Consider the following 25526-nt stretch of genomic DNA (forward strand, 5'->3'; position numbering starts at 1 on the left):
CGTTGTATGCTGAAGAGTGTCGGTGTGGATAGGTTGTTGAGAAGAAAGGATGATGTACAGGCATGCAACAGAAGGAACTCGTGGCACGTCCAAAAAACCTCTCGGTCGCTGCTCTTCTCTTGCGACCATTTCAGGTGTTTGTTCATGCGAAAAGTAGTAGCGGCGTATTGTTGTTATTCTGCACCATATTTGCGCTGATCTGGGCAAACTCTCCCTGGGCGCAGAGTTATCATGATCTCTGGGAACGGCATTTTGTCGTCGGGTTTACCGGTCTACAGCTTGATCTTTCGCTCCATACCTGGATCAATGACGGGCTCATGGCGATATTTTTCCTGCTGGTCGGGCTTGAGATCAAACGCGAGATTCTCGTTGGTGAGCTTTCTCGCTTACGTCAGGCACTCCTGCCCATGATGGCAGCGTTTGGCGGTGTGCTGTTTCCGGCTCTGATCTACCTGGCGTTCAACTGGAACACGGAGGCAGCGTCGGGCTGGGGTGTCCCGATGGCGACCGATATCGCGTTCGCATTAGGAGTGCTGGCGCTGCTTGGGCCGCGCATTCCGCTGAACCTCAAGGTGTTTCTGGCGGCGCTTGCCATTGTGGATGACCTGATAGCTGTTTTGATGATTGCTCTGTTCTACTCGAAAGGAATCGACCTGATAGCGCTGGCGCTTGCCGGTGGTTGTATAGTTCTTTTGTTGGCCTGTAACGCGCTTGGTGTGCGTCATCCGCTGGTATATGCCGGGCTTGGCGTGCTGCTCTGGGTCACTATGCTGGCTTCGGGGGTGCATGCGACGATTGCGGGCGTGCTGCTGGCTTTTACTATTCCTGTACGTTCGCGGATTGACAGTGAAACTTTTGTGCGACAGAGTCGTGAAATGCTCGACTCATTTGAGGAAAGCAACGCGCCGGGCCTCGGTCTGGTGATGGACGATCAGCAGCAGGCCTCTGTGCGGGCGTTAGAGATGAGAGCCGAGGCGATTCAAGCTCCATTGCAACGAATCGAGCAGGCATTACATGTGCCGGTTTCGTTTCTCATCATCCCACTATTTGTACTGGCAAACGCGGGCGTCCCGCTTGATTGGAGCGCTCTGGCCTCCCTTGCCAGTCCATTGAGCCTGGGCGTTTTTCTGGGGCTTGTCGCCGGGAAACAGGTTGGTATTACGCTGTTCTCATGGCTCGCGGTGCGTCTCAAGCTGGCTGAGCTGCCCGAAGGGGTACGCTGGCGGCATATCTATGGTGTGGGCTGGCTAGGCGGGATCGGCTTCACCATGTCAATGTTTATTGCTGATCTGGCGTTCTTGCCCGCGTATCCCGAATTGCTGAATATGGCGAAGATCGGTATCCTGCTGGCACTGCTCCTGGCCGGGGCTGGCGGTTATCTGTTACTGGCAACAGGTTCCCGGGAGAGCGTCGCGCGGTCGTTTTCAAATCAGAAAAATTGAAATGTATCGATAGCAAAAGAGAAAGAGCAGCCATGTCGGTTGCTCTTTCTGCGTTTTATGATGCATGTTCTAGCTGACTGCCTGTGCTGCGGATCGGCCTGCCGTGCGTCCTGAGAAAATACAACCGCCCAGAAAGGTTCCTTCCAGTGCCCGATAGCCATGCATGCCACCGCCGCCAAAGCCGGTTACTTCGCCCGCAGCATAGAGGCCCGGGATTGCTTGATTGTCTGCTTTCAACACACGCCCGGAGAGGTCTGTTTTGATACCACCGAGCGTTTTGCGTGTCAGGATTGAGAGGCGGACTGCGATCAATGGCCCGGCGGAGGGGTCAAGCAGGCGGTGCGGCCTGGCGACGCGGATGATCCGATCTCCCAGGAACGCCCGTGCGCCACGAATAGCAGTCACCTGGGCGTCCTTACTGAAGGGATTCAGGATCTCACGGTCGCGGGCGACAACCTCTCGTTCCAGTTCGGCAGCGTCGATGAGCTCTTCGCCGGTCAGTTGGTTCATGGCGCGCACCAGATCGGATAGCTTGCGCTCAACGAGGAAATCGACACCCTTCTGCTTGAATGCTTCGATGGGCCCGGGAGCGCCCGGCAACACGCGGCTCAGCGTTTTCGCAAGGCTGCGTCCGGTCAAATCGGGGTTCTGTTCGGAGCCGGACAGTGCAAACTCACGCTCAATGATGCGCTGGTTGAGCAGGAACCAGGAATGTTCATAGCCCGAAGTGGTGATATGTTGCAGCGCTCCCAGCGTGTCGAATCCGGGGAAAAGCGGCACCGGTAGCCGTTTCCCGCGAGCGTCCAACCACAATGGAGACGGGCCGCTGAGAATACGAATGGCGTGCAGGCTCCAGATCGGCGCATAGTTGTGAATGCCTTCGGGGTAGTGCCACATGCGGTCAGGGTTGATGATATGGCCGCCGTTTGCCGCGACCACCTCCAGCATACGACCATCAACGTGATCGGGCACGCCTGAGAGGAGCTTTCGCGGCGCTGGCCCCAGGCGCTGAGGCCAGTTGCGGCGCACCAGTTCGTGGTTCGCGCCGATCCCTCCCGATGTGACGATGACAGCCTGCGCTTTCAGGCTGAAGGTGCCTGTGACGGTGCGCGAACTGGGCATGCCACGTTCAATATTGCTCGGTTCCAGGATATCGCCTTCAACGCCCTCAACGACGCCGCCATTGAGGTGCAGCGCGGTGACACGATGCCGAAAGCGCAATGACACACGACCTTGCTTCTCTCCCTCGCGTACGCGCCAGACAAACGGCTCCAGCACGCCCGGGCCGGTTCCCCAGGTGACGTGAAAGCGTGGAACCGAGTTCCCATGCCCGGTTGCAAGGTAGCCGCCGCGTTCGGCCCACTGCACAATGGGAAAAACACGAATTCCGCGCGTATGCAGCCAGGAATATTTCTCTCCTGCTGCAAAGGCAACATACGCTTGTGCCCATTGACGCGGCCAATAATCCTCTTCCCTGTCGAAACCGGCAGTCCCTTGCCAGTCCTGCCAGGCCAGTTCGTATGAGTCGCGAATACCCAGACGGCGCTGCTCTGGCGAGTCGACGAAAAATAAGCCACCGAAAGACCAGAACGCCTGCCCGCCAAGTGAGCATTCAGGTTCCTGTTCAACGATGATGACCCGCCGCCCTGCGGCGATAAGCTCGGTAGCGGCCACCAGACCCGCCAGGCCTGCGCCAACAATTATAACATCTGCTTCGTCCTGCATCTGCTGCTCTCCTTTCGCCCCGATGTCAAGAAATAGTTTCATCTTTATGCATCTCATGCGAGATATTCTGTGATGTACTCTAAAACGTGCAGCAGGCCTCTGTCAAGCGGCTTGCCTTGCTCCGAACGGGTGTTTCTTGTCGAAAAAGAATTGTATATGATATAATGCGCACTATTGTGAAAACAGTGAAATGAGGATAGACTATAGTGGAATTAAAGCACTTGTCGGAAGAAATAGAGGCTATTTCAAAGGGCTATGCCGAAAAGTACGCGATTGAGCGCGACGCCACCTGGTTTCTCTTGAAGTTGCAGGAAGAGGTCGGCGAGCTGATCCAGAGCTATCTGATGCTCGCGGGCAAGGCGCGAAAGAAGGGAAAGACGCCTGAAGAGCTTCAAGCTGCATTTGAGGAAGAGGTTGCGGATGTTTTCTGCCAGACGCTTCTGCTTGCTCGCTTGCACCATATTGATATAGAGGAGGTCGTCAAGAAAAAGTGGTTATACTGGAAAAATGCCTGAAGAGATAACGCGAGAAATAGTGAAGCGGCCCGACAGGGAGAGTCCGGCCGCTTGAATATCATATTGTACCTGAAACACTTGTAAGGCTGGACCAGAGATAATGTGTCGCATATGCTCGCCACGGTCGCCACTGTTGCGAGCGCTGCTCAATTCCTTTGAGTGTTGTGGTCAGCCCAAGCCGCTCCAGAGCGCGCCTGAGAGCCAGATCTGTGGCAGGAAAGGCGTCCGGATCTCCCAGGGCGCGCATTGCGATATATGATGCAGTCCACGGACCGACTCCGGGCAGTTGCAGCAGTTGCTCGATTGTTTTTTCTCGGTTAATGGTACGATCAAGCTGCAATCCGTGCTCGGCAACAGCATGCGAGAGCGCCTGGAGAGCGCGAATACGTCCATTTGTTAGCCCTTTGCCGGATAGATCTGCCCGAGCAAGCACCTGAGGCGATGGGAAGAAGTGCGTGAGTGTGCCCTGTGGCTCTTTGAGCGGCTCCCCAAGCGTGGTGACAAGCCTCCCGGCAAGCGTGCGCGCTCCCGCAACTGAGATCTGTTGACCTAGAATCGCACGAACGGCCAGCTCGAAGCCATCGACAGCCCCGGGGATGCGCAAACCGGGACGCGCGCTCACCAGAGGCGCAAGCAGCGGATCTTCTGAGAGTACCTCGGCGATGGCGCCTGGCATTGCATCCAGATCGAAAAGATGCCGACAGCGCTGCACAAGCAGGTTCAGGTCCTTGAGGTCGGAGAGGTGCAGGCGAAGCAAAACCGCGTGCTTGTGCTCCATTGGCCGTATCTCGATAATACCACGAGAATGAGGCAGAACAATGGTGCGGCGATAACAGCCGTTAACGACCTCTTCGACTCCAGCTATTGCTCGTTTCGCGAAATAGTCGAGTAGGGCACCGCTATCAAAAGGCGGGCGGTAGTGCAGGCGCAGTGTCAGCTTTCCCTCCCCATTTTGAGCCTCCTGAGGCCGGCGCCGAAAGGCCGAAGGGGGACAGGCAAACGTGGCCTGCATTGTCTCATTAAACTGGCGAATGCTGGCAAATCCAGCTATAAACGCAATTGTTGTGAGGGGCAGGTCTGTTTGATCGATCAGCAGGCGAGCAGTTTGGGCCCGCCGTGTCCGTGCAAGAGCCAGCGGCCCGACGCCTACTTCTGCCATCAGCTCACGATGCAGGTGGCGCGCACTTACCGATAGGCGGCTTGCTAAACCCTCAACGCCCTCCGTATCAATGACGCCGTCTGCGATCAGGCGTAGGGCGCGGGCGACCAGATCTGCCCGCGTGTTCCAATCCGGTGAACCGGGGGCGGCCTCTGGATGGCAACGACGACATGCCCGATATCCCGCCGCTTCCGCAGCCGCTGCACTGGGATAGAAGTGGACGTGCTGCGCATGGGGTGTCGTGGCCGGGCAGATAGGGCGACAATAGATCCCCGTCGTGGTAACAGCGGTGAAAAAGAGCCCATCAAAACGAGCATCACGGCTACAAACGGCCCGATAGCATAGATCGAAATCGTGAATAATATGTTTGTCCATATTCCTATCTTAATCGAAAATCGCCGCTGCTCCTGGCAAATTTCGGACATGGTGACGCGCCGCTTGGGAAACGGTCATGTCCGATTTTTGCCAGTTTTTTCTCTGCTTCTGGTATATCATAGAGATCGATGACAACGCAAGGAGAGAAAGTACAGCGCGCTTCTGAAGCGGCTTGAAAGGGATTGAGATGCTATGAAGAAACTCTCTATTGATACTATCCAAACGCCGATCGGTGGCGTCCTTCTGGTGGTGGATGATGGGCGTATCTGCTCGCTTGATTATGAGGATTATGAACAGCGTATGTTGCTGCTGTTACGGCGTCGATATCGTGAGTTTGAACTTCAACGGGTTGTGGACCCGTGCGGCTTCAGTAGCCGTGTGCGCGCCTATTTCGCGGGTAATTACGCGGCCTTAAATGAACTTCCGGTGGTGACAGGTGGGACGGATTTTCAGCGACAGGTCTGGGAAGCTCTGCGGACCATTCCCGTTGGGACAACACGAGCCTATGGAGAGCTGGCGAAGCAGCTTGGGAAGCCGAATGCAAGCCGTGCTGTTGGGGCCGCTAATGGGCTGAACCCGATCGCGATTATTGTGCCCTGTCATCGAGTGATCGGGGCAAATGCTGCATTGACTGGCTATGCTGGCGGGATTGCGCGTAAAGAATGGCTTTTGAGACATGAGGGAATAAGGGTAAAATGAGCTGAAAAAGGGCATTCCTCTTTTTATGAAATGGAATGGATACATACTATGCAGTAATGGTAAATGGCTGTTAGACATTTTCCCGATTGGCTCTTGTTCCTTCTGATGTATTTCTGCAATACTGAGAAGGAATGAGCGAATGAAAGGATGCATCAGCTATGCCGAGTTACCCGTTTTTCCAGATTGACTCTTTTACATCGAGACCGCTTCATGGAAATGCCTGCGCGGTCTTGCTTGATACCGAAGATCTCGACGACGAACGTATGCTTGCTCTGGCACGAGAGATGAATCTGTCTGAGACGGCTTTTGTCCGGCGTTCACAGATTGCCGACTTCGCAGCTCGCTATTTTACACCTGCCGAAGAGATCCCGCTAGCCGGTCATCCGACGATTGCAACTGTGATGGCGCTGATTCTCTCGGGACGTCTGAAGCTGGAAAACGAGCATACGACGATCCAGCTTGAGCTGCGTGATGGGCCGATTCCCGTGGAGATTTTCAGCACACAGGGGCAGGTTGAACGAATCGTGATGACGCAACGGAAACCGCTCTTCTTGCGAACATATCGATCAGAAGACGTGATGCCAGCGTTTGGTCTCTCGCCGGAGGATGCACTTGCTTCTGTGCCGATCCAGACGGTCAGCACAGGGACACCGCAATTGATGATTCCGGTGCGCGATCATGCGGCGCTGCGTCGAGCCCGCCTCGATATGGCCGCATATGAGCGTCTTCGTGCGTCTGGCGACTTCTTCAGCCCTCATCTGTTCTGCCTGGGCGGAGTCACGCCAGAAGGGGCAACCTTCGCCCGGCATTTCGGGGTACCTCCCGATACAATAGAAGATCCGGCAACCGGCTCTGCAACGGGCGGCATGGCTGCATATCTCTGGCACTATCGCTTGATCAAGCAATCGAACTTTGTCGCGGAACAGGGCCACTGGTTACAACGCCCCAGTCAATTATATGTGGAACTGGTGGGCGCACCTGATGCAATCGAGGCAGTGAAAGTAGGAGGAACGGCGGCACTGAGTATTCGAGGAGAAGTCGTTCTCAATTAATAGATCTGATCAAGCAAAAAGACGTGCATGGATTCATTATAAATAAAATGATTGCATGCACGTTATCGATCCGATAGAAGATCAATTATTTCTTTTCTGGTTGTGTTGAACTCCAGGTGGAATCCTCCTCTGCCGGAACGCAGCTCTGAATGCCTTTTGTAGCGCCTGATAGGTCGTCTAGCTTGTTCTGATCTATGCTGCTGTCATTGTTTGCCGAAGTAGCGAGCTGAAGGCCTGAGCCGCCTTGCCCTGCGGGATGGGAATAGCACGTGTGATAAGGCCGAGGGGAAGGTGCAGGTGCAGATCCGAAACGTTCCGTATAACGATCCCGGGTGGTATCGAGTGCGTGGCGAGTTCTGGCACAAGGGCAATGCCTAAGCCCTGCTGCACGGCCTGCTTGATTACTTCAATGCTGCCAATCTCGATGTTGGTAGCAAGTGGAAGGCCACGCGCGACAAAGGCCTGCTCGATAGCGGAACGGTAGGCGCACGGCGGGTGTGTGAGGAGCAAGCATTCATCCTTGAGGTCGCTCAAGGTGATAGTTGGCTGCTGGCATAAAGGGTGCTGTTCGGAAAGGAGAAGCATGATAGGAGCAGTCTGAAGCGGCTCAAAGACGAGGCCCATATCAGTGGCAGGGGGAGTTGAAACACCCAGATCGATCTGATCGGCGGCAAGCTGCTCGTGTACATGAATAGTGCTGAGAACCTCGATCGTCAGTTGAATGCGCGGGTAGCGGGCACGAAACTTGCGTAGGATCTCGGGAAGATAGAGCCGTGCTACAGCTTCTATCATACCGATGCGAAGATGTCCGCTTTCTCCTGTCACGATGGCTGCGAGATCCTGCTGTAGCTGTGCAACTTGATTGATAACGTGCTGTGCGTGCATGAGCAGCGCCCGACCGGCTGGCGTAAGCTGAATCTTGCGGCGCTGTCGATCGAAAAGCTCCACTCCAAGCTCTTCCTCAAGCTGCTGAATTTGCAGCGAGATGGTGGACTGTGCATATTGAAGTCGCTCGGCTGCTCGAACAAAGCTACCTTCTTCGGCTATTGCTTTAAAAGTATTAAGTTGACGTAGATCCATCTTTTTATTTCCTATGTCTGTTTTGTTGTAACCTGCAAAGATAATCTATCGGAAAAATCGAATAATATCTTTGAGAAATTTGCCTTGTTCAATATATCATATCCTGCTATGCTTTGGGAAGTGGAACAAATCAGCGCACGAATAGTGTGGGGTGTCATAATAGAATTTATACAGATGAGGGAGTAACAAGATGGATTTAAAGCAGAAAGTAGCATTGGTAACCGGCGGAGGCACCGGCATCGGCAGAGCAACAAGCATCGCGCTGGCAGAGCGAGGGGCACTTGTGGCGGTTAACTATTCGCGTTCGCAAGATGATGCCGAGGAAACGGTGCGCATGATTCAGCATAATGGAGGAACAGCAATTACGATACAGGCAGATGTTTCACGTGATAGCGAAGTTCGTGCAATGGTCAATACCATTGTGCAGCAATTTGGCACCATTAATTTGCTGGTGAATAATGCCAGTCTCACGCACCATATTCCGCTGAATGACCTTGAAGCGGCTACTGAAGCTGTCTGGGATGAACTGTATGCCATCAATGTGAAGGGAATGTTCTTTTGTGCCCGGGCCGTTGCTCCTTTGATGAAACAGCAGAAAAGCGGTGCAATAGTGAATCTGGGAAGTATTGCGGGTTCGACCGGTTCCGGATCATCGTTGCCTTACGCCGTCTCAAAGGCGGCTGTTCATGGGCTGACGAAATCATTGGCCCGAGCGCTTGCCCCGGAGATCAGAGTGTGTAGTGTGGCTCCTGGAGCTGTTTTAACGCGTTGGTGGGAAGGGAAAGAGGAACAGATGAAGCGTGTGGCAGGAAGCGCGCTTCTGGGGCACAGCGCGAGCACCGAAGACGTTGCGCGGCTGATTTGTGCTGTACTGGAACAAGAGTCGATGACAGGGCAGATTATCACGGTTGATAGCGGGCAGACGCTCTAGCTCTCTTTATACTGCACAAAGAATTCCAGCTATACGGGAACAAGCAAGGAGAGAGACATCTACTGGTGCCTCTCTCCGCTGTTCTACCCGAGCTGCCCCATCAGTCTGGTGATGCTGCCTGCTGGTAACTGGACACGCAGGCGTTGATCCCGCGCCTTGAGCGTCTGGGGAGGAGCAAGCTGCACCGTGTTGGGATGTGCAAAGGTGTTGTGCGCGTGCATGTCCTGAGCGGCCAGCGTCACCTTTTCGACCTCTGTCAGCTTGCCTTGATAGAGCTCTAGATCCAGCTCTACAGGCTGTGTTGGATGTGTATTGACGACTGTCACACAGAGGGTTCCGTTGCGCATGGAAGCCGAGCCATGAACAGCCTGAAGCGCGAAAGGCTGGCGATCAACCGAGCAGGAGCGGCACTGTTCCTCGGAGGCCTCTCCATGACTGATAACCTCGGCTTGCGAGAGGAAACGCACTGCCTGTGCCCCCTGATGCGGCTGATAGAGCCGGAAGACGTGATACGTCGGCGTCTGAATACAGCGATCTCCCTCGACCAGCAACAACGCTTGCAGCACGTTTACCAACTGAGCAAGATTTGCCATAAAGACCTTATCAGCATGATTGTGGAAGGTATCAAGGGTTAAAGCTGCAACACAGGCATCGCGGATTGTATTCTGCTGATACAGGCCGCTCTCGGGCTTGCCAGGCTCGACCGGGTGCCACGTGCCCCATTCATCAACGATCAGCTTGCACGCTCGCTTCGGGTCATACTCGTCCATGATACGACGATGACCGGTGATAATGCCCTCAATCGCGGCAGCCTTCGTCAACAGTTCCAGCCATTGCGATTCGGTATAGTCGGTGGCTGTGCCCGCCGAGCCACAATAATAGTGCGCGGCGAAGCCCTGAAGCGAGTTCAGGCGACAATGCGTGTGGTGGCGCGCCATATGCTCGAAGAAGCGACGTGTCCATTGCCAGTCGTTGCCGTTGGGGCCGCAGGCGATTGCCTCAACACGAGTTCCGGAATAGTTGTGTACAAAGGTGCGAAATCTGCTATACAGCCCGGCATACTCTTCAGGACTCATATTACCACCACAGCCCCAGTTCTCGTTTCCGATGCCCCAGAAGCGTACGTGAAATGGCTCCTCCGCTCCGTTGGCGCGTCGCTCGTCTGCTAAAGCGGACCGACCGGCAAAATTGCAGTATTCGACCCAGTCGCGTAGCTCTGCCGGAGTGCCGGAGCCAAGATTACCGGCGAAGTATGGTTCTGCTCCTATTGCCCGACAAAAAGCGATAAACTCATGTGTCCCGAAGGAGTTGGGTTCCTCGGCCATGCCCCAGTTCGGGTTGAGGCGCAAGGGGCGACGTTCACGGGGGCCGATGCCGTCGCGCCAGTGGTAACCGTCAGCGAAGCAACCACCCGGCCAACGTAAGACAGGGATCTGTAGAGGGCGTAAAGCTTCAATAACCGCGTTCCGAAGCCCGTTTGTATGCGGGATGTCCGCTTGCTCGCCAACATAGATGCCCGGGTATATTAAATCGCCCAGATGCTCGGCAAAGTGTCCATGAAGATACGGTGATACCTGCCCAATCGGCTCCTGAGGCAGAACGACGACGCGTTGTACTGTCTCCATATACATTCCTTTGCTAACAAATACTTATCGGTTATGACGTAAAAGCACTTTCAGCGGCTTATTCTCTCGTTGCTCGACCGTCTTGAAGGCTGCTTGATAATCATCCAGAGAGAAGCGATGCGAGATCAGGTCAGTGAGCTGTAATATGCCCGCTGTAAAGAGCTGGACGGCAAACGACCAGGCTGCACTGTTTGCACCAAAGATGCCCTGCACATGCAGATGTTTCAGGACGAAAAGGTCACTTGTAAGCTGAAGCGTTGCGCTGGCGCCTGCAATGCCCTCGAGCAGAACAGTACCACCTCGTCGTACGGCCTGTAGAGCGAGATCAACCCCCGCTGGACGAGATCCACCCTCAAATATAAGATCCATGCCCCGTCCTCCTGTGACCGCTTCGATAGAGGGAAGAGGCTCTTCCTTGCGCACATTGAGGATATGGGTTGCTCCCAGGCATCGAGCCAGTTCAAGCCGCTCGTCATGCGCGCCCAGGACCATCAGGACGGCGGGTGAATACAGACGTGCAAGCTGAACTGCCAGCAGCCCTATCGTGCCATCGCCTATAATGGCAAGCTGACTTCCAGGCTGTGGAGGAGCCAGGAGAAAAGCGTGAGCGACAACGGCTGTTGGCTCTAACAGAGCAGCCTCTTCCAGGGAGGCATCATCGGGGAGGGCGTGAACCTGCCTTGCAGGAACTGCGACATATTCGGCAAGCCCACCAGGCCGTGTGAAGCCCAATTCGTCGTAACCAGCCTCACAGAGATTCGTCATTCCATTTCGGCAAGAGGGGCAGGAGCCGCAGTAAAGGAAACCTTCCGCAACCACTTTTTGGCCGATTGAGAGGGTATGCACGCGCTCCCCGAGGGCCGCGATCTCCCCTGACCACTCATGACCGGGAATGACGGGGTAGCGATAAAAACCGGTTGGACGGGTGCCACGATACAGTTCGATGTCACTGCCGCAAATGCCCGCAGCATATGAGCGAATCAGGACATCATCAGGCCCAATAGCCGGCATTTCCAGGCTGGTTAAGGCGGCCTGCCCGGCTCCCGTAATCTGTAGCGCTCTTATCACTGCTTTTGTCCTTTCGTTGGGCGTTATGCTTTGAAAAGACGGCGAATATCCTCTGTTGTGCGTTCTATCAATGTGCGCATCGCTGCCTCTGCTTCGGGAGCATTCCGCTGGCTGATTGCCTCGCCGATGGCGCGATGCATCGGCATGGCCTCTTCATTGGCCCCGGGAAGCTGTGATGTGATGAGGCGGCTGATACGCAAGGGCATATCAAGTGTTTTCACAATAGTGCACAGGAAGTCATTGTGCGCGGCGGTCGCAATGGAGATATGAAACAGGATGTCTGCTTCGGTGTACTCCTCAACGGAATGGAGCGCATTCTGAAGCAAGCGGCAACTTTGCTCGATCGCTGCTATTTCTTCAGCACTCCCACGTATGGCGGCCAGCGCGGCGGTTCTGGGCTCGAACATCAGGCGTATTTCGCAGATATCCAGCAAAAAATGAAGATCGGGCCCAGCCTCGCTCTGCCATGCGATCACATCAGGATCGAGCAGGTTCCATTCGGCCCGAGGGCGAACACGAGTCCCGATTTTCGGGCGCGATTCAATCAGGCCTTTCGCAGACAGGAGCTTCAAGGCTTCGCGAACAACCGAGCGACTGACGTTCAATTGGGCACTTAATTCCGGTTCGCGTGCGAGAATGTCACCGGGCTGAAAGTCGTGCCGCATGATACGAATGCCGATCGAATGGGCTATCTGAGCGGGTAGGGTTTTATATTGCAGTGGTGAAAAATCTTTCGGCATGCCTTTTTCTTCGATTGTTTTGTCTGACAATAGTATGATATTATTAAAGCAGAGGTAGGTGATTCTGTCAATGTTTTTGTAAAGGAAGGATGCTACCTGTATGAAGATAGTGGACGTCAAAACATATGTGCTTGGTACACCCTGGCGCAATATCACCTGTGTTGAAGTGCTGACGGATGAGGGAGTTTCTGGCTTCGGAGAGGTGCGGATGGTAAATCGCACGGAAGCGTTAAAAGGCTACCTTTCGGAAGCGGTGCCCAATCATGTGCTCGGCCATGATCCCATGCGCATTGAGGACCTGACGCAGCGAATGTACCGCAACGATTATGGTCGTGCTGGCGAGGTCTCGATGTCAGCACTTTCTGCGATCGAGATTGCCTGCTGGGATATCATGGGCAAGGTGCTGAACAAGCCCGTATACCAGTTGCTTGGCGGTGCGGTGCGCGATCGGATTAAGGCGTATGCGAATGGCTGGTATACTGTTGAGCGCACGCCAGAGGAGTTCCATCGAGCCGCCCGGCGTGTGGTCGAGAAGGGCTACCAGGCGTTGAAGCTTGATCCATTCGGCGCGGGCTTTTATGAGCTGGAACGAGCCGAGAAGCACAAGGCGGTGGCGCTTGTCGAGGCGGTTCGTGATGCTATTGGTCCTGAGGCTGAGCTGTTGATTGAGATGCATGGGCGCTTTAACCCGGCAACAGCGATCGAGATGGCCCGGCTGCTAGAGCCGTTTGAGCCAAGCTGGATCGAGGAGCCTGTTCCACCGGAGAATCTGGCGGCTTTGAAGAAGGTCGCGAACAGGGTATCAATTCCTGTTGCGACCGGAGAGCGCATCCATGCTCGTCATGAGTTTCGTGAGATCTTCGAGCTTCAAGCCGCGGATATCATTCAACCCGATATTACGCAGATGGGTGGCCTGATGGAGGCGAAAAAGCTTGCAGCCTGGGCTGAGAGCTATTATGTTCTTGTCGCGCCTCATAACGTTGGTGGGCCGATTTCGACCGCTGCGGCACTGCACTTTGCCGCGTCGACGCCAAACTTCAAGATTCAGGAGCACTTCAACGATTTTGCTGATTCATGGGTGAAAACGGCTGCTCCGGGCAATCCAGAGGTCGTTGATGGCTATTTTGCTCTGCCTCAGGGGCCGGGCCTGGGCGTTCGCTTCGATCCAGATGTAGCGCGGGAGCATCCACAGGAGCGGATCTTCTTTAACCTGTACGCCGAAAACTGGCATTTGCGGCAGGCACAGCAGCCAGCAAAAGGAGACGAGTCATGCAAGTAGCGCAGTCGCTTCTTAAGGAGCTCGGGCTTCCTGCTGGTGATCTCTATGAGCATCCCACCTCTTCCCTGACGTTTCCCGATGGGGCACAGTACCGCGTTGAGATACCGAGCGTTGAGGGGCCTGCGGCGTTTCGTGCGGTGCTTGAGGCGGCGCACGAGTATGGGATCACGATTCACCGAATCTCGCAGGGAAGCGGGATCATGCTGTTGAGCGATGCTGAGATTCGCGAAATGGTCGAGCTTGGGGCTGAACACGGGATCGAAGTCTGTTTATTTGTTGGCCCACGTGCACCCTGGGAAGGGAACGCCCAGGCGTTGACGCCCGATGGCAAGCATTTTGGTTGGCGTCACATGGGCATGGATCAGCTTGTCTATGCATTGAACGACATCGAGCGGGCAACTTCGCTCGGCCTGCGAAGTGTGCTTGTGGCCGATGAAGGGCTGCTCTGGTTGGTCAAGGAGGCCCGGGCGCGCGGGTATCTTCCCGAAAATCTGGTCGTGAAGGCGTCTGCCCTGCTCGGGGCGGCAAACCCGCTCGGGATCAAGCTGCTGGCGGATCAGGGATTGAATACGGTCAATGTGGCTTCAGATATCTCGCTGGCGAAGCTTGCAGCTTTGCGTCAGGTGGTCTCAATCCCTATTGATCTCTATATCGAGAGCCCGGATGGTCTGGGAGGTTTTACCAGATATCATGAGCTGAATGAGATTATTCGGGTAGCAGCGCCGATTTACCTGAAGTTTGGCCTGAGGAACGCGCCGTCGATCTATCCCAGTGGTGTCCATCTTGAGCATGTTGTCCTTCAATCGGCTCGGGAACGGGTGCGCCGCGCCTCACTCGGATTAGCTCGGATCGATGCCAGCTATCGAACGTCGGAGCTCGGTGCGCCTGGTCTCGGTGTGCCTGTGCGTTAGCTTTGTCGGGGGCTCTCTGTCGGGTATGGCCTGATCGGGACCCCCCTGCCTGTTCTTTGTGACAGGTTGGTTTCTGTCTAGAAGGACGAGAAAAGACTGTTCCTTCGTCTGTTGCAGGAGATACATTTTCATGTTAAGCTTCCGAAAAGTTTTTGTGAAAGGAAGATGTTAGCATGGAAGTAAATGTGTCAACTTCATCTGGTGAGGGAGCACAAATACTCGATCCTCGACGCTGGCTGATGCTGGTTGTGGTGTTGTGTGCCTCCCTGATGTCTACTATCGATGAATTTATAGTGAATGTCGCTATTCCATCTATAGAGCGAGAATTACATACCAGCTTCGCGGAGATGCAGCTTGTGGTCGCCGGTTACACGCTTGTCTATGCGGTGCTGCTGGTCACCGGTGGACGCCTGGGTGATATCTACGGGCGGAAGCGGCTTTTTCTGCTTGGCGTTGGCTTGTTTACGTTATCTTCTGCACTCTGTGGGTTTGCCCCTTCGCCATTGCTGTTGATTATTTTCCGTATTACGAAAGGGGTTGGAGCGGCGATGATGGCCCCACAGGTCGTATCTTTTATTCAAGTTGGCTTCGCTCCTGCTGAGCGCCCAACGGCTTTCGGCATGGTTTCGGCGGTGAGTGGGCTTGCATCGGTCGTCGGGCAAGTGTTAGGTGGGTTTCTTATTGCGGCCAATCTTTTTGGGCTTGGCTGGCGAATTATCTTTCTGGTAAACGTGCCCATCGGGCTGGTCGCGCTGCTTGCCGGGATGCTGCTTATTCGTGAGTCGCGTGTTGAGACAGAGCAAGCGAGCCTTGATTATGGCGGGGTTGCACTGCTCTCTATTACGCTGTTCCTGTTTGTTTTTCCGATCGTGATAGGAGGAGAAGCAGGATGGCCCCTGTGGTCAATTCTCTGTCTACTGCTCTCTATACCTTTTATGCTTGTATTTCTGGTGTATGAATATCGGAGAAAGAAGCGGGGAAAGTTACCGCTTGTCTCATTGTCTTTATTCCGTTCATTGCGCTTCCCATCTGGCCTGATTACTGTCCTGCTCTCAAGTTCGCTGTTCTCTGGCTTGCTCTTCCTGCTGGCATTTTATCTGCAAACGATGTTGCATTTCACACCTTTGCTGTCTGGTTTTGTCTTTATGGCTTCCAGTATCTCTTTTATCCTGGCATCGAGTCTGAGCCCGCGGGTGACTCCGCGTCTGGGTGTTCTTGCCCTGCCGCTGGCAGCAGTGTTGGTCACCGTGAGCTACCTGTTGACAGTCCTTGCGGCTCAGTTTTTTGTACCGATGTGGGGTATGACGCCGCTTCTGGTCGGGCTATTCTTCCTGGGTAGCGGCATGGGGCTGCTGGTTACACCGTTGATGCATCGCACACTGGAAGGGATCGGAATTGATGATGTCGGTTCGGCTTCAGGAATATATATGACGGTTATGCAGCTTGCTGCGGCGCTCGGTGTGGCCGTGATCGGCATGATCTTTTCGCTGTGGACGGCAAATACCGGGAGTCCACTTGCTGGCTTTGTTGGGTCGCTGATAGTGACAACGATTCTAAGCCTGTTACTGCTGATAACGGTATTCCCTCTACGACGATCCCTGACGCAGTAAAAAGCGTGCCCGGCTCCCGCCGCATAGGAAGGCCGGGCATTCGCTCTTTAGAGGAGGAGTTTTAGCCCGATAGCTGAGGCCAGAATGAGGCTGATGCAACAAATACGCCTCCACTCCTTTGGTTCATGAAAAGCAAACATACCGAGGATGGTACTGCCACAGGTGCCAAGTCCGGTCCAGACAGCATAAGCGGTTCCCATTGATATTCCGGTCATGGCAAGCGATAGAAGCACAAAGCTGGACCCGAAGGCCAGGGTGACCAGGAGGTATGATGTCCAGTGGCGATAGCTGAGAACGCGTCGTGAAGCGAGCACGCCAAGCACTTCACAGAGACCCGCGGCAAAGAGTGCAACCCATGCCATCAGGCCTGCCCTTCCTTTCGCTCACTGGTGAGCATCTTGAGTCCGATGATGCCGCCAGTCAGGGTCGCGATGAGGAATAGTTTAAATGGATTGATCGCCTCACCGAAGAAAAGTATTTCTGTAATCACGGTTCCGGCTGTCCCGATGCCTGTGAAGACAGTATAGACGGTGCCGAGTGGCAATTTTTCGGCGGCCTCAAAAAACAATTTAAAGCTGAACAGGATAAAAGCAACGGTAATCAGCCAGTGCCACCAGCTCGTGGCGTATTTGATGCCCGAGACCCAGATGACTTCCAGCGGGCCGCCGATGAACAAGCACCACCATGCTTTACTCATAACACATCCTCCCTCTCTCCACTTTTTCTAGAAGCGATGGCTCCTCTTCTCACTCGCCTCTGCCCTGTGATGAGTGAGAATCGTTTCTGAAATTTCTATTATACTCGACAGCGGGCGTATTGTGTAATGACATGTATTGATATACTGCTTGTTTTATGGAGCTTTTCTCTGAAAACACCGCTCCCTTCCTTCAAGCGATGCAAGCAGCCAGAGGTGCGAAAAAGAGTGCCATTTCCTGTAGCGCAATAGGTAATAGGTACTTCTTCAAATACTTTCTATTTACATGATTCTATGCTTGTTGTATTGTGCAAGTGATTGGTACCTGTTCACTCTTTCCTGGCTTCTCGCGCTATTTTTGTTGTATTCTAGGAAGAGTGAGATTCTTTGGAAAAGGAGAATACCAATGGATATTCAGGATGTCGTACAGAAAGCGCAGGAAGAGCAATTGCGACTGGTGCGGTTTCTGTATTGTGATAATGGCGGCATCATTCGCGGTAAAGCGACTCACGCGTCTCGGCTGGCGAGTCGAATGAAAGAGGGCATCGGTCAGACATTTGCCATGCAGGCGTTTAGCGGTGTAGAGCAACTGGCCCCGGTGGAAGGTCTGGGGCCGATTGGTGAGTATCGGCTGATCCCTGATCCTGATACGTTTGTGGTGCTGCCCTATGCTCCAAAGAGTGGCACCATGTTCTGTGATATGCGTCAGACCGATGGTTCGGCCTGGGGCGCGTGTCCACGTACCTTCCTCAAGCGTATGTGTGCCGAACTGGCTCGTGAAGGCATGCGAGCGGAAGCAGCGATTGAGCATGAGTTTTATCTGGCTCGGCGAGAGAATGGCGCGTTTGTGCCTGCCGATAACAGCCTGTGTTATAGCAGCATCGGGCTTGACCAGCAGGCTGAGGTGATTGACGCGATTTTAGGGGCGCTTGAATCCGAAGGTATCGAGATTGAGCTATTTCATACTGAGCTTGGCCCCGCACAGCAGGAGCTTTCGGTGCGTCATGCCGATGTGTTGAGAGCTGCTGATAACGTATGTCTGGTACGCGAGACGGTGCGCGGCGTGGCCTATCAGCATGGACTCTATGCCACATTTGCGCCGAAGCCGTTTCTGGATCAGGCAGGAAACGGAGCGCATATTCACTTCAGTCTGTGGAGCAATGATTCAGGCAATTCCACGAATCTGCTCTATGATCCAGGCGAGCGCGGTGGGCTCAGTCAGCTTGGTAAGTATTTTATTGGCGGTATCCTCTACCATATTCGAGCTTTAATCGCCCTGACATGCGCAAGCCCGAATTCGTATCGGCGTCTGCTTCCTCACTATTGGAGCTCGGCCTATGGGGTCTACGGCTTTGATAACCGGGAGGCAGCTATTCGCGTGCCGTCGCTTTTCAACGGACGTGAGGCGGCGTCCTGCAACCTTGAGTTGAAGTGTTCTGACCATAGCGGCAACCCCTATCTTGCGCTTGGCGGCTTGATTGCTGCCGGGTTGGATGGCATTCGGCGGAAGATTGATCCCGGCGAGCCGCAGGAGATCGATCCGGGGAACTATAGTGATGCGGAACGCGAGCGGCTCGGCATTCAGCGCTTCCCGACGACGCTTGAAGAGGCGCTTAACGAGCTGGAACAGGACGAGGTGCTGACTGAGGCGCTTGGTCCCCTGCTGAGCTCGGCTTATCTTGCGGTCAAGCGAAACGAGGTCGCCTATTTTAAGGAGAAAACTCCGGAAGAAGAAGCATTACAGCATTTCTATAAGTACTAATGACGCGAGAGGGAAGAGGTCACGCCCTTCCCTCTCCAGCACAACTTATGCTATCACTTCCTGTACGGCTGCCAGCAGCCCGGTGAGATCAGGGATCTCTTTTGTGGGTGGAAGAGGCGGCGCAGGCTCGTGCGCGCGATTGACCCAGATAGAGCGGAGGCCGAGCGTGTGCGCGGGCGCGATATCGTGAAAGGCGCTTCTGGCGATATGGACCCAGTGTTCTTTATCGACCTGAAAACGCTGCTGGAATATGTTGAAGTGGTTCAGGGCAGGTTTGTAGGCGCGTACCTCTTCGGCTGTGATAACCGCATCAATTGAGACGGGAAAGGCTTGCAGCGTCTGCGCGATCAGATCATTATCCACATTTGAGAGAATGACCAGTTTCCAGCCGTTGTCGCGAAGCGCCTGTAGAGCCGGGCCAACATCAGCAAAGATAGGCCAGCGGGGAAGTGTGTCCGCAAGCACGTGCTCACCGCCGGGGGGGAGGGTTATGCCCAGTTGCGTGCTGGCACGAAGCAGCGATTCCGCAAGCACCTGTCGATAGGTGCGGAATGGTTGCTCGGCCTCGATCTCGTTTTGCAGTGCGTGACAGAGGGGAAAGAGCTGCTCGACCTGCTCGGGGGCGATGCTGGCAATCGCTTGATACATGCCTGTATCCCAATCGACCAGCGTGCCGTAGCAATCAAAAGTTGCCCAGTACTGTTCCTTCTGCATTATTTCTCTCCTGGATATGCGCACCATTCTACAAAAAGAAGAAGTGAACTCCTCGCCTGTTTTTACAGGAGCTCCTTTATTATACCCTTTGACTACTTCGCTTAGCCAGTGTGGCTGGTCGGGAAAGTAAATTCTCTGGCTTCTCTGAAAACTGGTAGAAATTCCACTTGACTTAGAGTGCGCTCAAAGATGTACATTACCTCACAGGAACAAGGACATGTTGTTATGGTTAGACCGAAAGGAGTACAAGAAAATAGTGATGGACTATCAGCAGAGAACCTCTCTTCAAGATAAAGTGGCGATTGTGACGGGAGCAAGCAGCGGGATTGGGGAGGCGGTGGCAAGACTGTTATTTCAGCGTGGAGCTCGGGTTGTCCTTTTTGCCCGTCGTACTGATAAATTACAGGAGCTGGCTCAGAAAGCGGTTGCAGAAGGATATACAGAACCGCTTCTGGTGGCGGGCGATGTGCGCAATCCAGAGGAGGTTGAGGGAGCCGTGCAGAAGGCACTGGAACGGTGGGGACGGCTTGATATTGTGATCGCGAACGCCGGTTTCGGATATCGGGCACCGCTGGTGGATGGTGACATTCAGCGCTGGAAGGAGATGCTCGATACCAATGTCTACGGCTTGCTGTTGACGTTGAAGTATGGAGTGGCTCCGCTTTTGAAGCAGGGTCATGGACATGTAATTGTCACCTCTTCAATCGCGGGACGCAGCGTGAATCCCGGAGGTAGCGCCTATAGCGCGTCCAAGTATGCGGTGAATGCGATTGCCGAGGGCCTGCGCCAGGAAGTGGCTCCACAGGGGGTTCGAGTGACGAACATTGCCCCGGGTTCGGTAACAACCGGGTTCGCTACAGTAGCGGGATATAGCGATGAGGTAAGGGCAGCGCTTCAGCGGTTGCAGCCTCTGACATCGGAGGATGTGGCGAATGCGATGATCTATGCGCTTGAGCAGCCTGCCCACGTCGATGTTTCAGAGATGGTTGTATATCCTACGCGACAGGTGAATCAGGGAGCAGTTACGGTCAATCAGCAATGAGCGTGACACTGGCGATTCCTTTCTGATGCGAAAGGAGTCGCCAAAATTTCTTCAAATAGTCGTCAGGCCTCTCGCTTGAATATCAACTCCTCTATTATCTCCTGGCGTTCGTTCGCGTAGCTTCTCTCGCTGCCTTGCATGGTGAAGCCACATTTCTCCAGGACACGACGCGATCTGATATTATCGGCTGCGACCATCGCGTAGAGCGGACGCACGCTAACGATATCGAGTAAGAGTGTAAGCGTCTGTGTGGCGATCCCTCTCCCCCAGTACTGCCGGCCAATCCAGTAACCAACCACTGGATCGCCCATAAGCTCGAATTGTAGGATGTGCCCTGCAACCTCTCCATTGGCAAGGATTGTTTTTTTAATCGAGTCAGCATTACGAATCATTGTCCAGTGACGAGAGAATGCATCCCAGTCGGTTCGATTTTTAGGCGTGAATGCAGCCATGTATGCGGCCTCAGAATCTTGCTGATGCGTGAAGAAGATGGGGAGATCGCTTTCTATAACTTCTCGAAGTGTTACAGTATCAGTCATTATATCTCCTGTGAACGGGCTTCTGTACGCCCTTGACGAATCTATTTACAGTATACCACATTATTCTGAATAAAGAGAGTGTTTTCTGTTTCATAGCTTGTTTTATTTTATTATATATGCTATATCTATGAAGGTAGTTTTTGGGGAGGAAAAACATCTATCTGTACATTTCATCCTTGTACTGTATATGCTATCAAGAAAGCCAGGGAAGGCTTGATAGACGTTGGTTTCACGATATGGCGCAATCCTGTTCGATGTATTCGGTGCGCTGATTTCTCTATCATCCTATGCTTTAAGCATAGAAAAAGGCTTTTCCGTGCCTGCTCTTCTTTGGTATAGTGATACTCAAAAAGAGGAAAAATGATGCAAATCGCAGCTCTCTATGATATTCATGGCAATCTGCCTGCATTAGAAGCCGTGCTGGACGAGTTCAAGACGGTACGCCCTGACGTCATTGTGGTTGGTGGAGATGTCGTTTCTGGACCGCAGCCGCTCGCAGTGCTGGAACGGCTCTTGTCGCTTGGGGAGCGGGTTCGCTTCCTGCGGGGGAATGGCGATCGCGAGGTTGTGACCGCTTTTGATGGCTTGCCGCTGCCTGCCAACCTGTCAGAGAAGGGGCAGGAGGTGACGCGCTGGGTCGCTGACCAGCTCAACCATGAGCAGCGCGATCTGCTTGCGAGCTGGCCTGAAACGCTTCGCCTTGATGAGATCCTGTTCTGCCATGCGACTCCTCGGAGTGACCTCGAGATTTTTACCCCTCGGACGGCATCGGAGCGGCTGGCAGCGCTGTTTGCAGAGGTGGATGCGCAACAGGTGATCTGTGGGCATACACATATGCAGTTTGAGCTTCGGACCGGCAATATCCAGATTCTCAATGCAGGCAGTGTCGGAATGCCGTTTATGGATCAGCCCGGGGCGTACTGGTTGCTGCTTGGTCCCGACGGTTATGAATTTCGGCGGACGGAATATGATGTTGAAGCGGCGGCGCAAAAAATACGCAAAAGTGGCTACCCACAGGCGGAAGAGTTCTCGGAACGCAATGTGCTTCATCCGCCCTCTGTAGCTGCTGCAACCGATATGCTGGAACGCATGGCAGGCTAAAATGACGGTTGACCGAACGAGTTACCACTTTTGAGGAGGATGACTCGTTCGGCATTATTCTTTTTGGGAGGAAATAGAGGGAATATCGAGTGCAGGAAAGCGAAATAAACCCATTGCTATTTTGCGGGATTCGTATAATAGAAGTAGAAAGTATATTCTACCTCGCTAATGTAATTGAGAAGAGGAACATATGGAACCGATAGCGCGTTCTCGTAGGGTTGGCAGGTTGCTGTTTCTGGCATCTCTGGGGTCTATTTTCTCATTTTTCCTTTCCTATGTGATATTCTATATCGTAATTCCTTTTGATTTGTCGAGAAACCTGCCGCTCATTCTATTACTAGCAGTGCCCTATCTCTTTGATCTTGTTTGTCGTATTACAGTTATTGTGTTATTCCCATTTTTCTATGCTTTACATGCGCATTCAAGTGAAACGCTGAAAAAGTGGGATAAAGTGGGTTTCTTCCTTCTGTATAGCTCACTTATCTTATCGCTTGGATCGACCTTCTTTGTCTCATTTGGGCTTGCCTTTCTGAACTGGTTGGCGGTCCCGTGGGGTGTTATGCGCTTCCTGCTGATCTTCATCGCGGAGCCGTTTGACGTGCTGATACCGCTCGCGATGGGACTTGGCACATTCTGGCTTGCTTTATGTATTCGGCGGATGCGGGTTATTCGCTATGCTCGAACGATTGCATGGAGTTTCTGGGTGGTCGGAGGGATCGCGCTGTTTTCCTGCGTGCTTTCTCTGTTCAATGATCTTGCGCGGCAGGTCATGCCCAAAAACAGTGTTCTTGCCCCACTCATAGAATTGCTGAATAACCCGCAGATCAGTGCGGGCATTGCGACCACCCAGACGTTTCTTTTTCAGATCGCTCCCTACCCGCTGCTCTGTGCGCTGGCCTTCAGCGGCTATGCCCTGTTGCGTACCGTAGAGCAGCCAAAGGACGAGCCGATGCTGATCCAGCAGGAGACCTCTCAGAGCTTCAGGGTTGATAAATGACTGAAATGGGTTGCGTATAGGGGAAGCTTCCCTGCTCACATAATTGAATATGGTGTGTTTGTTCCTTTCGGGCTTTCATATCCCTGGTAAAATACAGGGCCTTTCTGGTTGTAAAATAGACAAAAATGAGTATAGCAGAATAGAGGTGTTAAGGGAACTGCCTTGTTGTTTGGCATTGCGTGTGAAGGAGCACAAGATATAGTTGCGTTTTCCTGTTTTGAAGCTGATGAAGCCAATGGTGGCGTTGATATGATAAGATGAGTTTAGAGGGAACCCGGGAAAGGGCTTGACTCTCACATGACTGTCAGGGTGTAAGATCTGCGCAGAAAGAGGAACAACGCAATGCATATCGGAGAGCTGGCTAAAAAGACGGGCGCGAGCATTCGTTCCCTTCGTTATTATGATCAGATGGGGGTATTACGGGCAACGCGTCAGGAAAATGGGTACCGTTCTTATGAACCGGAAGCAATCGAGCAGGTCAGGAAGATCCGCTCGCTGCTTGCTCTGGGCTTTACGCTGGATGATATTCAATTGCTTGCTCCCTGTTTTACGCAACACGTGGAAACAAGCACTCCGCCTCATGACACCGAGCTTGCTCAATTTTACCAGAAAATCGAAGAGATTGACCAGCATATCAAGACTCTTCAGGATCTACGGACAAATATCGAGCGCTATCTTGAGGCTGTGTCAGCCGCAGGTGGTACCCATGACGATTGATGAACATGCATATGTGATTGTGTCAATCAAGCGCTCTCTTGCGTTGATATCAGTTGGCCAGCATTGCGTGGGCTTCTGAGCCTGTCTCATTCGTTCGTATGTTGCAGGCGTCGAAGGCAAGCGTTGCCGGGTAGAAGCACAACAGGCTCGCTTCCTGTTTCAGTTGGCGGCTTCGATGCTTGTTGGTGGCACACACAGGCAGACAACCGATCGCAGAACTGTGCGCTTTTGCACCTGGTGAGATAGGTGGAAGTTCCTTGTGCTTCTGACTTTGAAGCAGTCGGGGAATACTCCTTATGGTGTTGCCTGTGGATATTGGCATGCTTAGAAATACTGATAGGTAGAAAAGTGTATAAGGAGAAAGGGCTATGGAAAGGCAAGGTACGCTTTCTGTAGGCGGTTTCACGCTCACATATCGGATTGAAGGGGAAGGAACGCCGCTCCTGGTGGTTGGTAGTGCGCTCTACTATTCGCGTCTTTTTGCGCCTGCACTACGAAAAAAAGTGCAATTGATTTTTATCGATCATCGCGGCTTCGGAGTCGCTCCCGCTTCTTATGGGCCGGAAGATTACCGTTTTGAGCGCGTTGTTGATGATATTGAGGAAGCAAGACAGCAGCTCGGCCTGGGCGATGTCGTGATTGTGGGGCATTCCGGGCACGCCTTTTTAGCGCTGGAATATGCTCAAAAGTACCCTGAAGCGGCGCGTAGAGTCGTCTTACTCAATTCGGCTCCGACGAATAGTCCGGCGCGACAGGAACAGAGTGTTGCCTATTTCGTTGAGACTGCCGAGCCAGAGCGAAAGGAGCGCTTTGAGCGTGATTTCGCCCTCTTCCAGCGCGACGTGCAACGTGACCCGGAGCATCGCTTTGTGCATCTGCTGATTCGGACGAGAGCTCAGGCATTCTATGACTATCACTTTGATACGGCTCCGCTGTGGGAGGGCGTTCATCCAAATATGCCGATCATCGATTATTTGTGGGGAAATGCCTTTGCCTCAATTGATATGAAGCAGCATCTGCTGCACTTTGATCGACCGGTGTTGCTCTGCCTGGGACGTTATGATTACCTGATCGGGCCTGTAGCGCTCTGGGACGGGATCGAGGCTGCCAACAAGCACGTGAGGAAGGTCATCTTTGAGCGGAGCGGGCATAACCCGATGTATGAGGAGCCCGACCGTTTTGAGCAAACGCTGCTTGATTGGCTCCACTCTTCCTGAAACAAACGGCGGTGAGCGCTTGCTGTCATCATCTGTGCCGCCGGTTCGTGTAGAGGATGTAGACTACCTGGAAGCGTTGTTTGATGCGCGTTTGCTCAGAAGAAAAGAGGAAAAAGGTATGTCAGGAAAAAAGAAAAATGAGGGACGAAACCGGCGCACGATGGAGGAGATTCGTCGCTTGAGCGATATGACGAATATATCGGAAACGAATGATGCTGGTGATGCAGTCAGCGAAGAGACACTGCGCGATGCCAGCGGCAAACTGACCGGTGGCGGTGTTGACACACCGACGCGGGTTGAAGAAGCGACGGAAGAGGAGATCAGAAGGCGTAAACCAATCAATCAGGGAACCAATGCCTATAGCGGCGGCGGGGCTGATAATGGAACCGATCTCGGGGTTGCGCAACCCTGAAAATGTCCCTTCGTGCATGATCTTATCCCGGTCATGAACGGAGTATGCCACTGTGTTTCATTGTGCTATGTCTGACCGTGAAAGAGCGCCATTTCAGCAGAAGCGCTCTTTTGTGGTCTA

Annotated in this window: 25 protein-coding genes; 15 read left to right on the top strand and 10 right to left on the bottom strand. The window is 53.5% G+C overall.

All coding sequences use genetic code 11. The features are described from left to right. Positions 1–62: 62 nt before the first annotated feature. Positions 63–1442 (top strand): Na+/H+ antiporter NhaA, encoded by a 1380-nt coding sequence (nhaA, locus tag EI42_RS16445; RefSeq protein WP_111323711.1) that lies wholly within the window; start codon positions 63–65, stop codon positions 1440–1442. 69 nt (positions 1443–1511) lie between these two features. Here nhaA and EI42_RS16450 read toward each other — a convergent pair whose 3' ends face one another. After that, positions 1512–3167, bottom strand: a complete 1656-nt coding sequence (locus EI42_RS16450; protein WP_111323712.1) for an FAD-binding dehydrogenase — start codon at positions 3165–3167, stop codon at positions 1512–1514. Positions 3168–3373: 206 nt separating this feature from the next. On the opposite strand from EI42_RS16450, the gene EI42_RS16455 reads away from it, so the two are divergent. Further along, positions 3374–3682 carry a MazG nucleotide pyrophosphohydrolase domain-containing protein gene (locus EI42_RS16455; RefSeq protein ID WP_111323713.1) on the top strand — a complete coding sequence of 103 codons (309 nt, stop codon included), beginning with the start codon at positions 3374–3376 and terminating at the stop codon, positions 3680–3682. A 58-nt stretch (positions 3683–3740) separates the two neighbouring features. Here EI42_RS16455 and EI42_RS16460 read toward each other — a convergent pair whose 3' ends face one another. Then, the gene (locus EI42_RS16460; protein ID WP_111323714.1) at positions 3741–5216 is read right to left on the bottom strand and encodes a DNA-3-methyladenine glycosylase 2; all 1476 of its coding nucleotides are present in this window, start codon (positions 5214–5216) and stop codon (positions 3741–3743) included. Positions 5217–5408: 192 nt separating this feature from the next. Here EI42_RS16460 and ogt point away from each other — a divergent pair, with 192 nt between their 5' ends. Together ogt and EI42_RS16470 are read left to right on the top strand one after the other, a co-directional pair. After that, positions 5409–5915: a methylated-DNA--[protein]-cysteine S-methyltransferase gene (ogt, locus tag EI42_RS16465; protein WP_111323715.1), complete on the top strand. Its 507-nt coding sequence runs from the start codon at positions 5409–5411 to the stop codon at positions 5913–5915. Between the two features lie 158 nt (positions 5916–6073). Next, positions 6074–6967 carry a PhzF family phenazine biosynthesis protein gene (locus EI42_RS16470; protein ID WP_111323716.1) on the top strand — a complete coding sequence of 298 codons (894 nt, stop codon included), beginning with the start codon at positions 6074–6076 and terminating at the stop codon, positions 6965–6967. 192 nt (positions 6968–7159) lie between these two features. Here EI42_RS16470 and EI42_RS16475 read toward each other — a convergent pair whose 3' ends face one another. Beyond that, positions 7160–8047 (bottom strand): LysR family transcriptional regulator, encoded by an 888-nt coding sequence (locus tag EI42_RS16475; RefSeq protein ID WP_111323717.1) that lies wholly within the window; start codon positions 8045–8047, stop codon positions 7160–7162. Between the two features lie 190 nt (positions 8048–8237). Between EI42_RS16475 and EI42_RS16480 the strand changes: the two genes are divergently transcribed. Continuing rightward, the gene (locus EI42_RS16480; RefSeq protein WP_111323718.1) at positions 8238–8978 is read left to right on the top strand and encodes an SDR family NAD(P)-dependent oxidoreductase; all 741 of its coding nucleotides are present in this window, start codon (positions 8238–8240) and stop codon (positions 8976–8978) included. 83 nt (positions 8979–9061) lie between these two features. Here the strand turns inward: EI42_RS16480 and EI42_RS16485 are convergent, their stop codons facing one another. The 3 genes from EI42_RS16485 to EI42_RS16495 are packed head-to-tail and all read right to left on the bottom strand — an operon-like array spanning position 9062 to position 12411. Beyond that, entirely contained in the window at positions 9062–10603 is a 1542-nt protein-coding gene (locus tag EI42_RS16485; protein WP_170142687.1) for an alpha-N-arabinofuranosidase, read from the bottom strand. 24 nt (positions 10604–10627) lie between these two features. Next, the gene (locus tag EI42_RS16490) at positions 10628–11671 is read right to left on the bottom strand and encodes a zinc-dependent alcohol dehydrogenase (protein WP_111323720.1); all 1044 of its coding nucleotides are present in this window, start codon (positions 11669–11671) and stop codon (positions 10628–10630) included. 23 nt (positions 11672–11694) lie between these two features. After that, positions 11695–12411: a FadR/GntR family transcriptional regulator gene (locus tag EI42_RS16495; RefSeq protein WP_111323721.1), complete on the bottom strand. Its 717-nt coding sequence runs from the start codon at positions 12409–12411 to the stop codon at positions 11695–11697. A gap of 100 nt (positions 12412–12511) precedes the next feature. On the opposite strand from EI42_RS16495, the gene dgoD reads away from it, so the two are divergent. The 3 genes from dgoD (at position 12512) to EI42_RS16510 (ending at position 16211) form a co-directional block, all read left to right on the top strand. Continuing rightward, positions 12512–13690: a galactonate dehydratase gene (gene dgoD / locus EI42_RS16500; RefSeq protein WP_111323722.1), complete on the top strand. Its 1179-nt coding sequence runs from the start codon at positions 12512–12514 to the stop codon at positions 13688–13690. Next, positions 13681–14601 (top strand): U32 family peptidase, encoded by a 921-nt coding sequence (locus tag EI42_RS16505; RefSeq protein WP_111323723.1) that lies wholly within the window; start codon positions 13681–13683, stop codon positions 14599–14601. Before dgoD ends, EI42_RS16505 begins: the two co-directional genes overlap by 10 nt. A 173-nt stretch (positions 14602–14774) precedes the next feature. Further along, on the top strand, positions 14775–16211 hold the full coding sequence (locus EI42_RS16510) for an MFS transporter (RefSeq protein WP_111323724.1): 1437 nt from the start codon (positions 14775–14777) through the stop codon (positions 16209–16211). A gap of 47 nt (positions 16212–16258) precedes the next feature. Here the strand turns inward: EI42_RS16510 and EI42_RS16515 are convergent, their stop codons facing one another. After that, positions 16259–16573 carry a DMT family transporter gene (locus EI42_RS16515; protein WP_111323725.1) on the bottom strand — a complete coding sequence of 105 codons (315 nt, stop codon included), beginning with the start codon at positions 16571–16573 and terminating at the stop codon, positions 16259–16261. Then, on the bottom strand, positions 16573–16908 hold the full coding sequence (locus EI42_RS16520) for a DMT family transporter (RefSeq protein WP_111323726.1): 336 nt from the start codon (positions 16906–16908) through the stop codon (positions 16573–16575). Before EI42_RS16520 ends, EI42_RS16515 begins: the two co-directional genes overlap by 1 nt. 403 nt (positions 16909–17311) lie before the next feature. On the opposite strand from EI42_RS16520, the gene EI42_RS16525 reads away from it, so the two are divergent. Continuing rightward, complete coding sequence (locus tag EI42_RS16525; RefSeq protein WP_111323727.1) at positions 17312–18667, top strand: glutamine synthetase family protein; 1356 nt, start codon at positions 17312–17314, stop codon at positions 18665–18667. A 45-nt stretch (positions 18668–18712) separates the two neighbouring features. Here the strand turns inward: EI42_RS16525 and EI42_RS16530 are convergent, their stop codons facing one another. After that, positions 18713–19381: a haloacid dehalogenase type II gene (locus tag EI42_RS16530; RefSeq protein ID WP_170142688.1), complete on the bottom strand. Its 669-nt coding sequence runs from the start codon at positions 19379–19381 to the stop codon at positions 18713–18715. Positions 19382–19640: 259 nt separating this feature from the next. Between EI42_RS16530 and EI42_RS16535 the strand changes: the two genes are divergently transcribed. After that, positions 19641–20423: an SDR family oxidoreductase gene (locus EI42_RS16535; protein ID WP_111323729.1), complete on the top strand. Its 783-nt coding sequence runs from the start codon at positions 19641–19643 to the stop codon at positions 20421–20423. Positions 20424–20485: 62 nt separating this feature from the next. On the opposite strand, the gene EI42_RS16540 is transcribed toward EI42_RS16535, so the two are convergent. Beyond that, positions 20486–20962 (bottom strand): GNAT family N-acetyltransferase, encoded by a 477-nt coding sequence (locus EI42_RS16540; protein WP_111323730.1) that lies wholly within the window; start codon positions 20960–20962, stop codon positions 20486–20488. Between the two features lie 360 nt (positions 20963–21322). On the opposite strand from EI42_RS16540, the gene EI42_RS16545 reads away from it, so the two are divergent. The 5 genes from EI42_RS16545 (at position 21323) to EI42_RS16565 (ending at position 25406) form a co-directional block, all read left to right on the top strand. Beyond that, a complete protein-coding gene (locus EI42_RS16545; RefSeq protein ID WP_246046548.1) occupies positions 21323–22063 on the top strand; it encodes a metallophosphoesterase family protein in 741 nt (246 codons plus the stop codon). Positions 22064–22514: 451 nt separating this feature from the next. Further along, a complete protein-coding gene (locus EI42_RS16550; protein WP_137686420.1) occupies positions 22515–23060 on the top strand; it encodes a hypothetical protein in 546 nt (181 codons plus the stop codon). Between the two features lie 342 nt (positions 23061–23402). Then, complete coding sequence (locus EI42_RS16555) at positions 23403–23777, top strand: MerR family transcriptional regulator (RefSeq protein WP_111323733.1); 375 nt, start codon at positions 23403–23405, stop codon at positions 23775–23777. A 368-nt stretch (positions 23778–24145) separates the two neighbouring features. Next, entirely contained in the window at positions 24146–24994 is an 849-nt protein-coding gene (locus EI42_RS16560) for an alpha/beta fold hydrolase (RefSeq protein WP_111323734.1), read from the top strand. Then, positions 24957–25406 (top strand): hypothetical protein, encoded by a 450-nt coding sequence (locus EI42_RS16565; protein ID WP_111323735.1) that lies wholly within the window; start codon positions 24957–24959, stop codon positions 25404–25406. Before EI42_RS16560 ends, EI42_RS16565 begins: the two co-directional genes overlap by 38 nt. The last annotated feature ends 120 nt before the right edge of the window (positions 25407–25526 follow it).

The organism is Thermosporothrix hazakensis (assembly GCF_003253565.1).
Lineage (GTDB): Bacteria > Chloroflexota > Ktedonobacteria > Ktedonobacterales > Ktedonobacteraceae > Thermosporothrix > Thermosporothrix hazakensis.